The following is an 11999-nucleotide window of genomic DNA, read 5'->3' on the forward strand; positions in this document are numbered from 1 at the left end:
ACAAACGCGCGTTTGTCGTTTCCGATTGACCGGCCAGTAGCCAGCTTCTATCGTTGGCCCGCTCCCCACCCTGCGGGAGACTTGTCAGGTACCCCTCGCAGGGCCGGAGCCCGACCTTGTCCACAAGACAAGGTCGATTTCCATTCCCCTCGTGTAGCGGCTCAAGCCGCCTGGCCTCGGTGCCCCGTCCACACCCCCGGACGTGCAGGCACCGGGGGAATGTTGATCTTCCCCCACACTCCCTTCTCGAATTCCAGCACCCTGAAACGAAAAAAGGCCCCCGAAGGGACCTTTCTCCTGGCGCCTGCGCGCTTATTCCACCGTCACGGATTTGGCCAGGTTGCGCGGCTGGTCGACGTCGGTGCCCTTGAGCACGGCGACGTAGTAGGACAGCAACTGTAGCGGCACTGTGTAGAGGATCGGTGCCAGGCAGTCGTGGATCGCCGGCATGCCCACCACGTGGGTACCCTCGCCGTCGCTGATGCCGCTGCCACCTTCGGCAAAGACCACCAGCTCACCGCCGCGGGCGCGCACTTCCTGCAGGTTGGATTTGAGCTTCTCCAGCAGCTCGTTGTTCGGCGCCACGGTCACCACCGGCATGTCGGCGTCCACCAGGGCCAGGGGGCCGTGCTTCAGCTCGCCGGCCGGGTAGGCCTCCGCGTGGATGTAGGAGATCTCCTTGAGCTTCAGCGCGCCTTCCATTGCCACCGGGTACTGGGCGCCACGACCGAGGAACAGCGTGTGGTGCTTCTCGGCGAACAGCTCACTGATCTTCTCCACCACCTTGTCCATGGACAGGGCTTCTTCCAGATGGGTCGGCAGGCGGCGCAGCTCGTTCACCAGCTCGGCCTCGACGCCGTCGTTCAGGCGCTTCTGCACCTGGCCGATGCCGAGGGTCAGCAGCAGCAGGGCGACCAGTTGGGTAGTGAAGGCCTTGGTGGAGGCGACGCCGATTTCCGGGCCAGCATTGGTCAGCAGGGTCATGTCCGACTCGCGCACCAGCGAGCTGGTGGCGACGTTGCAGATCGCCAGGCTTGCGAGGAAGCCCAGCTCCTTGGCATAGCGCAGCGCGGCCAGGGTATCGGCCGTTTCGCCGGACTGGGAGATGGTGACGAACAGGGAGTCCGGGTGCACCGCGACCTTGCGGTAGCGGAATTCGCTGGCCACTTCGACCTGGCAGGGAATGCCGGTCAGGCTTTCCAGCCAGTAACGGGCGACCATACCGGCGTGATAGCTGGTGCCGCAGGCGACGATCTGTACGGTGCGCACCTTGGCCAGCAGCTCGCGGGCCTGCGGGCCGAAGTTGTCCACCAGCACCTGCCCACTGCCCAGGCGGCCTTCCAGGGTGCGCTGCACCACGGCCGGCTGCTCGTGGATTTCCTTGAGCATGAAGTGGCGGTAGCCGCCCTTGTCGGCCGCCTCGGCGCCCTCGTGGTAGCGCACTTCCTCGCGCTGCACCGGGTTGCCGTTCACATCCCACAGCTGCAGGCCGTCGCGACGAATCTCGGCGATATCGCCCTCTTCCAGGTAGATGAAGCGGTCGGTCACCTGACGCAGCGCCAGCTGGTCGGAGGCGAGGAAGTTCTCGCCGTGGCCCAGGCCCGCCACCAGCGGGCTGCCGCTGCGGGCGGCCAGGATGCGGTCCGGCTGTTTGCTGCTGATCACCGCCAGGCCGTAGGCTCCGTGCAGTTCCTTGACGACGGCCTTGAGCGCGACGGTCAGGTCACCCAGCTCGCCCAGGCGCAGGTGCAACAGGTGGGCGATGACCTCGGTGTCGGTCTGCGAGGTGAACTCGTAGCCACGCGCCTTGAGCATTTCGCGCAGGGGCTCGAAGTTCTCGATGATGCCGTTGTGCACCACGGCCACTTCACCACGGGAGAAGTGCGGGTGGGCGTTGGCCTCGGTCGGCGCGCCGTGGGTGGCCCAGCGAACGTGGGCGATCCCCAAACGACCGAGCAGCGGCTGCTCTTCGAGGGCCTGCTCAAGGCTGGAAACCTTGCCTGCGCGACGGCGGCGGTCCAGCGCACCGTCAGCCTGGATCACCGCCACGCCGGCGCTGTCGTAGCCACGGTATTCCAGGCGCTTGAGGCCTTCGACGAGGATCGGGGTGATATTGCGCTCGGCGATGGCGCCTACGATTCCACACATGGTTTGGTCTCCTTAGTCTTCGCAGCGCGCGCGGATCACTTTCACCCCGCGCGCCTGGATCAGTTCGAACGCTTCATCGCTCAGGCGTTCGTCGGTAATCAGGGTCTGGACGCTGCTCCAGGGCAGCTCCAGGTTGGGAATACGCCGGCCCAGCTTGTCGGCCTCGGCCATGACGATCACCTCGCGGGCGACCTCGGCCATGACCCGGCTCAGGCCCAGCAGTTCGTTGAAGGTCGTGGTGCCGCGCTCGATGTCCAGGCCGGTGGCGCCGATGAACAGCTGATCGAAATCGTAGGAGCGCAACACCTGTTCGGCCACCTGGCCCTGGAACGATTCGGAATGCGGGTCCCAGGTGCCGCCGGTCATCAGCAGCACCGGTTCGCGCTCCAGCTCGCGCAGGGCATTGGCCACGCTCAGGGAGTTGGTCATCACCACCAGGCCGGGCTTGCGGCCCAGTTCCGGGATCAGCGCGGCCGTCGTGCTGCCACAGTCGATGATGATCCGCGCGTGCTCGCGGATGCAGGCGGCTGCTGCCCGGCCGATGGCCTGCTTGTAGCGCGACAGCGGCTGGCTCGGCTCGGCGATCAGCTCATGGGGCATCGGCACCGCGCCGCCGTAGCGGCGCAGCAGCAGGCCGTTGCCTTCCAGGGCGGCCAGGTCCTTGCGGATGGTCACCTCGGAGGTGGCGAAGCGGCGCGCGAGGTCGTCCACGCTGACCTCGCCCTGGTCGGCGAGCAGCGCCAGGATGTCGTGGCGGCGTTGGGGGGTATTGCGTTTCGACATGAACGATTAAGTTTCGATTCGAAAGATAAGTGTGCGAATCAAAACCTATGTTGTTTCGTTCGTCAAGATTTTCTGGCACGAACGGAAGCGATCTTCTGTAGGAGCGAGCCCCGTTCGCGATACTCACCGGCGGTGCCGGGGTTCGCGAGCAAGCTCGCTCCTGCAGGAAACGCAGTGTGCTCAGTCGACTTCGAGACGGTTACGCCCGCCGCGCTTGGCACGGTACAGCGCCTGGTCGGCTCGCTCGAATACCGTTTCGGCGCGCTCGCCTTCGCGGAAGGCCGTGAGGCCCGCCGAGCAGGTGATGCTCAATCGTTCCCCCTTGAAGTGGAACGGGCAGGCTTCGATGGCGCCGCGCAGCACGTCGAGCAGTTGCTGTCCGCCTTCCAGCGGCGTGGCGGGCAGCAGCACGACGAACTCCTCGCCGCCGAAGCGGGCGATGAAGTCGGTCTTGCGCACGCGCTTGGCCAGTTCGTTGGCGATGATCTTCAGCACCTTGTCGCCGGCGAGGTGGCCGAAGTCGTCGTTGATCCGCTTGAAATGATCGACGTCCAGCACCGCCAGCAGCAGGTCGCCGCCGTAGCGCTGCCAGCGCGCCACTTCCAGGTCCAACCGCTCGGTGAGCGCGGCGCGGTTTGGCAGGCCGGTCAGGGCGTCGGTCATGGCCTTCTGGCGCTGGTCCTCGATGTTCGCCTGGAAGGTGCGGGCCTCCTCTTCCATGCTGGCGACACGGGTCACCAGTGACTGGATGCGCTCGCTTACTTCGCGCTCACGGACCTCGCGCTCCTCGCGGAAGCGGTCCATGGTGCCGACCAGGCCTTGCAGGCGTGACTCGACATGGCGCTTGAGACCCTCCAGGTCAGTGGCCTCCAGCACGCTTTCCTGCAGCCCGCTGACCTGCTCGCGCAGGCTATCGTCCAGATCGCGGGCGCTGGAGCTGGAGCCGCTGTGGTTCTCCTGGACGGCCTGCAGGCCGTCGAGGAAAGCCCCCAGGCGTTCGTTGAGCTGGTGCAGGTAGCCTTCGAACTCGTGCTGGCCGCTGTCGTTGAGCGAGAGTACGAGGACGCCCAGGTCATCCAGCACCGGCACCAGTTCGTACCAGTTGAGGCTGCCGTGGATCCGCGAACGCAGCGCCTCGGCCTGGACCTGCTGGGCGGCCGGCAGGTGCATCTCGTCCAGCAGGCGTAGCAGGCTCGCCTCGATATGCGGCGCCACCGCGCTGTAGCCGGGCTCCGGACGAGGCGGCAAGGCGTAGGGGTCATTGGCCTGGCGCGCGTCTTCGGGCGTGCCGAACAACCCCGGCGGTACCGGCAGGCTGTCGAGCAGGCTGGAATCATCGTGGCGGGCTGACTCTACTGCAGTCGGCCTGTCGATGACCTGCGCAGCGGCGGCAGGCTCCGATCGCACGACCGGCGAAGGCGCGGCGGCAGGTTCCGGCGTTACCACCCGGGGAGCCATTTCGACTTGCGCCACGACGTGCTCGGCCGCCGTTGCAACGACGGCCGCCTCGGCAGATGCAGGTGCAGGTGCAGCAGATGGAATTTCGTTGGCCGGTGGAAGAACCACCGCCGCTTCCGTCACCGGCGTTCTGTCTGCAGGGGTGGCTGGTGTGCTGGATGCCGAGTTCGGCTCCTCCACCTCATCGCCGTCACGGCTGCCGAACAGCCGCTGCAGGAAACCGGGGCGCTGCTCCCCGCCACCGTTGCCGAAATGATCCAGCACCTGGCGCTGCAGACGACTCAGTTCGCCCAGCAGCGCGGGAAGCTCGCGGGAGGAACTGCCACGGCTGGGAATGTCCTTGGACAGGCGCTTGAGCGGCTTGCGCACGTCACCCGGCATGTCCAGGGACAGCAGTTGCTGCGACAGCTGGCTGAGCGCAGCGACATTCTGCTCGATGCGCTGCTGGCGGCGCTGCTCGGAGTCGAGCACGGCCTTTTCCAGCTGCGGGATCAGGCGCGACAGGCCGGCGTCCATGTCGTCGCGGCGCAGCACTTCGCGCAGCTCCTTCATGCAGGCGTCCACCGCCTTGTCGCTGCCTTCGGCCGCCAGGCTGCTGCGCACCAGGCCGCGACGCAGCAGGTCGAGGCGAGCATCCCAACGGCGCTCGAGCTTCTCCTGCTGTTCGAGGTTATCCAGGTACTTCTGTTTCCAGCGCTGGTCGTCGTCGCGACTCATTCAGGGGCCTCGCCGCGCAAGGCGAGCGACGAGGACGAACGCAGGGCATCCGGCAGGCGGATTTCCACGGCCACGGGCAGGTGGTCGGAAATCGGGTGCGGGAGGACACTGACGCGTTCCAGCGCCAGCTCGGAACTGAGCAGGATGTGGTCCAGGCAGCGCTGCGGACGCCAGCTGGGGAAGGTGGCCTCGACCTGCGGGGCGATGAGCTGGAGGTCGCGCAATGGCGAGCTTTCCAGCAGGTCGGTGGCATGGGTGTTCATGTCGCCCATCAGCACGTGGTGGCGATAGTCCTGCAGCAACTCGCGGATATAGGCGAGCTGGCGGGTGCGGGTCCGCGCGCCGAGGGCCAGGTGCATCATCACCACGGCCAGCGCGTCCTTGCCTTCGCCGAAACGCATGAGGATCGCGCCGCGGCCGGGCGGGCCGGGCAGCGGGTGGTCTTCCAGCGCAGTGGGCTGCAGGCGGCTGAGCAGGCCGTTGCTGTGCTGGGCGATGCGCCCGAGATTGCGGTTGAGCTGCTGGTACCAGTAGGGGAAGGCACCGAGCTGTGCCAGGTGCTCGACCTGGTTGATGTTGCCGGAACGGATGCTGCCGCCGTCGGCTTCCTGCAGGGCGACCACGTCGTAGTCGGAGAGCAGTTCGCCGATGCGCTGCAGGTTGGTAGCGCGACCGGCGGCGGGCAGCAGGTGCTGCCAGCCGCGGGTCAGGTAGTGACGGTACCTTTCGGTACTGATGCCGACCTGGATGTTGAAGCTGAGCAGGCGCAGCCGGCCGTCGTCGGGCAGGCCGGCGGAAGTCCCCTGGGCCGTATTCACCCGAGGGACGCAGGCTCCCGCGACACGCTCACGAGTCCGCCGGCGCAGCATCGTCATCGGCCCTTACTGAGCGGCCTTGGCGCTGGCGCGTTCCTTGGCGATCAGCTGGTCAGCCAGCTGCAGCGCCTCGTCCGGGCCACCGGCCGAGCCGATGTCGAAGCGGTATTTGCCATTGACCACCAGGGTCGGCACGCCGCTGATCTGATAGGCCATCGCCAGTTTCTTGGCTTTCTCGATCTGGCCCTTGATGGCGAACGAGTTGTAGGTGCTGAGGAACTTGTCCTTGTCCACGCCCTGCTCGGCGACGAAGTCAGCCATTTCTTCCGGAGTGGTCAGGGCCTTGGGATTGTTGTGCAGCTTCTCGAAGATGGCGTGGTGCACCTTCTTCTCCACACCCATGGATTCCAGGGTCAGGAACAGTTGGCCGTGGATGTTCCACAGGCCGCCGAACATGGCCGGGATACGCACGAAGTGAACGTCGGCCGGCAGCTTCTCGACCCACGGGTTGATGGTCGGTTCGAACGCATAGCAGTGCGGGCAGCCGTACCAGAACAGCTCCACCACCTCGATCTTGCCGGGCTGGGAGACCGGGACGGCCTGGTTCAGCTCGGTGTAGTTCTTGCCCGCTTCGAAGTCGGCGGCGTTCGCGTTGACGGCGAACAGGCCGGCGAAGGCAAGAGCGGCGGTGAAAATCAGGTTACGCATGGTTCACTCCTTGGCTGAGCGGAACCGCCGCGCTGCCGCGCGGCGGGATGAAGCGGTTTGACCGGAAGGGCCAGACACGGTTCCAGCATTGTAGTGGCGGAGGATGCAAAAAAGGGTGGCCGAGGCCACCCTTTTTTTCGAAGCAGTTTTTCGATCCGGCGTTGGAGCCGGCCGGCTGCTTAGTGCAGGCCTTCGATGTAGCTGGAGATCGCAGCGATGTCCTTGTTGGACAGCTTGGCGGCGATGCTGCGCATGATCATGGCGTCGCCATCGTTGGTGCGCTCGCCTTCGCGGAAGGCGGTCAGCTGCTTGGCGGTGTAGGCCGCGTGCTGGCCACCCAGGTGCGGGAAGCCGGCTTCGGCGTTGCCCTGGCCAGCCGGGTTGTGGCAACCGGTGCAGGCCGGCATGCCTTCGGCGAGCTTGCCGCCGCGGAACAGGGCTTCACCCTGGGCGACCAGCTTGGGATCGGCGGCACCGACGCTGCCGTTCTGGCTGGAGAAGTAGGCGGCGATGTCGGCCAGGTCCTGATCGCTCAGGTTGGTCAGCAGGCCGGTCATTTCCAGCACGGTGCGCTTGCCGTCCTTGATGTCGTGCATCTGCTTGAGCAGGTAACGCTCACCCTGCCCGGCCAGTTTCGGGAAGTTGGGCGCCATGCTGTTGCCATCGGCGCCGTGGCAGGCACCACAGACAGCAGCTTTCGCCTGACCGGCCTTGGCATCGCCAGCGGCGTGCGCCACACCGACAAGACCCAGGGTCAACAGCAGACTCACGATCAATTTGTTCATCAGCTAATCCAATAACGGCTAAGGGTGAAAGAGTAAGGCCTGAGAAGTTACTTCGACATCCACTGGATAATTGTCTGGTAATCCTCGGCGCTGCAGTCGGTGCACAGGCCGCGAGGCGGCATCGCGTTGAAACCGTTGGTCACATGTTGCACCAGCGTGTCCATGCCCTTGTCCAGGCGCGGCTTCCAAGCGGTGGCGTCGCCCTTCTTCGGCGCCATTGGCAACTGACCATTGTGGCAGGCGCCACAGGCTCTGTTGAAAACGGCTTCCGGATCCTGGGCCGCCAGGGCGCTGGACGCCAGCGCTGCAACGATGGCTGCGAACAGCAGTTTCTTCATGATTATCCTCATCGCAGGGAACATCCGCGTTCTTGATTGCGCGGACTCCAACGTTCCCGTGTGGCTCGACCCTGGGGGATAAAGCGCACACAAAATCCGCGGCATTATATACTTCAGATGCCCAAACGGAAACGAAACCGCCCCCCGCGACACCGCGTCGCACCCGCCGCGAAGTTACCCATGTCCTCGAATAACGCTACGAAAAACCCGATTCTCGGCCTCTGCCAACAGGCCACTTTCCTCATTTCCGCCGCCAAGGTGAACCAGTGCCCGGAAGACTCCGGCCTGGAAGTCGCCTTCGCCGGCCGCTCCAACGCGGGCAAGTCCAGCGCGTTGAATGCGCTGACCCACGCGAACCTGGCGCGCACCTCCAAGACCCCCGGCCGCACCCAGTTGCTGAACTTCTTCCGCCTGGATGACCAGCGCCGCCTGGTCGACCTGCCCGGCTACGGCTACGCCAAGGTGCCGATTCCGCTGAAGCTGCACTGGCAGCAGCACCTGGAAGCTTATCTCTCCAGCCGCAATGCGCTAGCCGGCGTGGTGCTGATGATGGATATCCGTCATCCGCTGACCGATTTCGACCGCCTGATGCTCGACTGGGCCCAGGCCAGCCAGCTGCCGATCCACGTGCTGCTGACCAAGGCCGACAAGCTGGCCTACGGCGCGGCGAAGAACGCACTGCTCAAGACCCGCAAGGAAATCCTCGACGGCTGGGGTGATGTCGCGACCCTGCAACTGTTCTCGGCGCCCAAGCGCCAGGGTGTGGAAGAGGCGCAATTGGTCCTGGCCGGCTGGCTGGGGCTGCTGGATGAGGAAGAAGAGGAGGCCGGCGAGGAGGCCTGAGGCCGAATCGCAGGCAAAAAAAACCCCGAGCTTCGTATGGGGAGGGGGAAGTTCGGGGTTTAAGTCCGGACCGCTAGGGCGGGGTCCAGTAATCTGCCAACACTAAACACTGCAAAGGAGCATCGAAGGGCTTCACCAGCCATTCACGAGTTCTGACTCAGCTCTTTGTGGGAAAGTTCAGCAGGTCACAAAAGATTTTTTCCGGCAGGCCCGAAAGCGCTCGGCAAATCGAGCCGGAAAGCCCGGCTGGCGTGCTTTCCGACCGCTCGTCCAGCCGATCAGTGGGCCTCGTCCCAGTTCGCTCCCACACCTGCTTCGACGACCAGCGGTACGTCCAGTTCCGCCGCACCACTCATAAGTGGCCGAATGCCATCGCGAACCTGGTCGACCAGGTCCTCGCGCACTTCCAGCACCAGTTCGTCGTGAACCTGAAGGATGACGCGGGCATCGATGGCGCTTTCCTGCAGCCAGTTATCCACAGCCACCATGGCGCGTTTCATGATGTCCGCCGCCGTGCCCTGCATCGGCGCGTTGATCGCGGTGCGCTCGGCGGCCTTGCGCATGGCGCCGTTCTTCGAGGCGATTTCCGGCAGGTACAGGCGACGGCCGAACAGGGTCTCGACGAAGCCCTGCTCGGCGGCCTGGGCGCGGGTACGCTCCATATAGGCCAGCACGCCCGGATAGCGAGCGAAATAGCGGTCGATGTAGGCCTGGGCTTCCTTGCGTTCGACGCCGATCTGCTTGGCCAGGCCGAAGGCGCTCATGCCGTAGATCAGGCCGAAGTTGATCGCCTTGGCGCTGCGGCGCTGGTCGGAGGTCACGTCCTCCAGCGGCACGCCGAAGACTTCGGCGGCGGTGGCGCGGTGCACATCGCGATCATGGCGGAAGGCGTCCAGCAGGCCCTCGTCCTTGGCCAGGTGAGCCATGATGCGCAGCTCGATCTGCGAGTAGTCCGCCGCCAGCAGCTTGTAACCCTGGGGCGCGACGAAGGCCTGGCGGATGCGCCGGCCCTCGGCGGTTCGAATCGGGATGTTCTGCAGGTTCGGGTCGCTGGAGGACAGCCGGCCGGTGGCCGCCACCGCCTGGTGGTAACTGGTGTGGATGCGCCCGGTGCGCGGGTTGATCTGGTCTGGCAGCTTGTCGGTGTAGGTGCTCTTGAGCTTGCTCAGGGAGCGGTACTGCATGATCACCTTGGGCAGTTCGTAATCCTGCTCGGCCAGTTCCGCGAGGACGTTCTCGGCGGTGGACGGCTGGCCGGTGGCGGTCTTCGACAGCACCGGCAGGCCCAGCTTTTCATAAAGGATGGCGCCCAGCTGCTTGGGCGAGCCGAGGTTGAACTCTTCGCCTGCCAGGTCGAAGGACTGGCGCTGCAGCTCGACCATCTTCTCGCCCAGCTCGACGCTCTGCTTGCCCAGCAGGTTGGCATCGACCAGCGCACCGTTGCGCTCGATACGCGCCAGCACCGGCACCAGCGGCATCTCGATCTCGGTCAGGACCTTGGCCAGCGAGGGGATGGCCTCCAGTTTCTGCCACAGGGTCTGGTGCAGGCGCAGGGTGACGTCGGCGTCTTCCGCGGCGTAGGGGCCGGCCTGTTCCAGGGCGATCTGGTCGAAGGTCAGCTGCTTGGCGCCCTTGCCGGCGATGTCCTCGAAGCGGATGGTGCTGTGGTCGAGGTACTTCAGCGCCAGGCTGTCCATATCGTGACGGGTCGCGGTGGAGTCCAGCACGTAGGATTCGAGCATGGTGTCGAAGGCGATGCCCTGCACGGCGATGGGCGTCGAGGCGTTGGCCAGGACGTTCATGTCGTACTTGGCGTGCTGGCCGACCTTGCGCTTCTTCGGATCCTCCAGCAGCGGCTTGAGCGCCTTGAGCACGTCATCGCGGTCCAGCTGGGCCGGCACCCCCATGTAGCTGTGCGCCAGCGGTACGTAGGCGGCTTCACCCTCCGTGACCGCGAAGGACACGCCCACCACCTGCGCCTGCTGCGGGTCGAGGCTGGTGGTCTCGGTGTCGAAGGCGATCAGGTCGGCAGCTTCCAGCTTCTTCAGCCAGGCATCGAACTGGCTCTGCTCCAGGACAGTCTCGTAACGCTTCTCCGCCGTCGCAGCCGGGGCCTCTTCCAGCGCCAGTTGCGGACTTCCGGCCTTGGCCGCCTGGCGCTGCAGGTCATCCAGCCCGGTCTTGAACTCCAGGGTACGGTACAGCTCGGTCAGCGCCTCACGGTCCGGCTCGCCGGGGTGAAGGGCATCGATCTCGATGTTCAGTTCGACATCGCACTTGATGGTTGCGAGCTTGTAGGACAGATAGGCCATGTCCTTGTGCTCTTCGAGCTTGGCCGGCAGGCCCTTGGCGCCGCGGATCGGCAGCTCGGGCACCTTGTTCAGGCTGGCGTAGAGCACATCCAGGCCGCCACCCACGCCGGTGAGCAGGCCGAGGGCGGTCTTTTCGCCGACGCCGGGCACGCCGGGAATGTTGTCGACCTTGTCGCCCATCAGCGCCAGGTAATCGATGATCAGCTCAGGACCGACACCGAATTTCTCCTTCACGCCATCCACGTCGAGCACGCTACCGGTCATGGTGTTGACCAGCGTAATGTGCCCGTCGACCAGCTGCGCCATGTCCTTGTCGCCGGTGGAGATCACCACCGCCCGACCGCCAGCCGCGCTCTGCCGGGCGAGGGTGCCGATCACGTCATCCGCTTCCACGCCTTCCACGCAGAGCAGGGGCAGGCCGAGGGCGCGCACCGTGGCGTGCAACGGCTCCACCTGCACCCGCAGGTCGTCCGGCATCGACGGGCGGTTGGCCTTGTATTCGGCGAACATCTCGTCGCGGAAGGTCCCGCCCTTGGCATCGAAGACCACCGCGAAAGGGCTGTCCGGGTACTGCTTGCGCAGGCTCTTGAGCATGTTCAGCACGCCCTTCACCGCACCCGTGGGCATGCCGGTGGAGGTCATCAGCGGCGGCAGGGCATGGAAGGCGCGATACAGGTAGGACGAGCCGTCCACGAGGACGAGGGGTGCTTGGCTCATGAGGGGAATCAACCTTTTCAGAAGGGCTCGGGCTAAAATGTCCGTAGCCAATTCGACAAAGGGACAAGGTTATCATGCGTACGTTGAACCGCCTGTTGCTCGCCGCTCTACTGGGTCTTGGCGCGACTTCCGTCATGGCGGCGGACGATGCCCCGACGCCGGAACCGGATGTGACCATCCGCCAGGAGGGCGACAAGACCATCCAGGAATACCGCGTGAACGGCTTCCTCTACGCCATCAAGGTCGTGCCCAAGCACGGCAAGCCGTACTTCCTGGTGCGCCAGGACGGCAGCGACGGCAACTTCATCCGCTCGGACCAGCCCGACAAGCTGATTCCGCAGTGGCAGATCTTCAGCTGGTAAACCCTTCCCACCA

At 65.2% G+C, this 11999-nt stretch carries 10 protein-coding genes; 2 read left to right on the plus strand and 8 right to left on the minus strand.

Features of this window, described 5'->3' with window-relative positions; translation table 11 throughout:
• Nucleotides 1–312: 312 nt before the first annotated feature.
• The 7 genes from glmS to LDJ84_RS01130 all read right to left on the minus strand — a co-directional run bounded on the left by glmS (nt 313) and on the right by LDJ84_RS01130 (nt 7752).
• Nucleotides 313–2148 carry a glutamine--fructose-6-phosphate transaminase (isomerizing) gene (gene glmS / locus LDJ84_RS01100; protein WP_226045774.1) on the minus strand — a complete coding sequence of 612 codons (1836 nt, stop codon included), beginning with the start codon at nt 2146–2148 and terminating at the stop codon, nt 313–315.
• 12 nt (nt 2149–2160) lie between these two features.
• A complete protein-coding gene (locus LDJ84_RS01105) occupies nt 2161–2931 on the minus strand; it encodes a DeoR/GlpR family DNA-binding transcription regulator (RefSeq protein WP_226045775.1) in 771 nt (256 codons plus the stop codon).
• A 180-nt stretch (nt 2932–3111) separates the two neighbouring features.
• Nucleotides 3112–5106, minus strand: coding sequence for a diguanylate cyclase (locus tag LDJ84_RS01110; RefSeq protein ID WP_226045776.1), 1995 nt, complete (start codon nt 5104–5106; stop codon nt 3112–3114).
• Nucleotides 5103–5975: an endonuclease/exonuclease/phosphatase family protein gene (locus LDJ84_RS01115; RefSeq protein ID WP_038803481.1), complete on the minus strand. Its 873-nt coding sequence runs from the start codon at nt 5973–5975 to the stop codon at nt 5103–5105. The genes LDJ84_RS01110 and LDJ84_RS01115 overlap by 4 nt, the downstream gene beginning before the upstream one ends.
• Nucleotides 5976–5987: 12 nt before the next feature.
• Nucleotides 5988–6629: a thiol:disulfide interchange protein DsbA/DsbL gene (locus LDJ84_RS01120; protein WP_024766808.1), complete on the minus strand. Its 642-nt coding sequence runs from the start codon at nt 6627–6629 to the stop codon at nt 5988–5990.
• A 179-nt stretch (nt 6630–6808) separates the two neighbouring features.
• Entirely contained in the window at nt 6809–7414 is a 606-nt protein-coding gene (locus LDJ84_RS01125) for a c-type cytochrome (protein ID WP_017521245.1), read from the minus strand.
• 47 nt (nt 7415–7461) lie between these two features.
• Nucleotides 7462–7752 (minus strand): c-type cytochrome, encoded by a 291-nt coding sequence (locus tag LDJ84_RS01130; RefSeq protein ID WP_024766806.1) that lies wholly within the window; start codon nt 7750–7752, stop codon nt 7462–7464.
• Nucleotides 7753–7932: 180 nt separating this feature from the next.
• On the opposite strand from LDJ84_RS01130, the gene yihA reads away from it, so the two are divergent.
• Nucleotides 7933–8595: a ribosome biogenesis GTP-binding protein YihA/YsxC gene (gene yihA, locus LDJ84_RS01135; RefSeq protein WP_024766805.1), complete on the plus strand. Its 663-nt coding sequence runs from the start codon at nt 7933–7935 to the stop codon at nt 8593–8595.
• Nucleotides 8596–8873: 278 nt separating this feature from the next.
• Here yihA and polA read toward each other — a convergent pair whose 3' ends face one another.
• On the minus strand, nt 8874–11624 hold the full coding sequence (gene polA, locus LDJ84_RS01140; protein ID WP_226045777.1) for a DNA polymerase I: 2751 nt from the start codon (nt 11622–11624) through the stop codon (nt 8874–8876).
• A 74-nt stretch (nt 11625–11698) separates the two neighbouring features.
• Between polA and LDJ84_RS01145 the strand changes: the two genes are divergently transcribed.
• Nucleotides 11699–11986 carry a DUF2782 domain-containing protein gene (locus LDJ84_RS01145; RefSeq protein ID WP_024766803.1) on the plus strand — a complete coding sequence of 96 codons (288 nt, stop codon included), beginning with the start codon at nt 11699–11701 and terminating at the stop codon, nt 11984–11986.
• Nucleotides 11987–11999 lie beyond the last annotated feature (13 nt).

It is taken from the genome of Pseudomonas sp. HS-18 (assembly GCF_020401845.1).
GTDB classification, from domain to species: Bacteria; Pseudomonadota; Gammaproteobacteria; order Pseudomonadales; family Pseudomonadaceae; genus Pseudomonas; species Pseudomonas nitroreducens.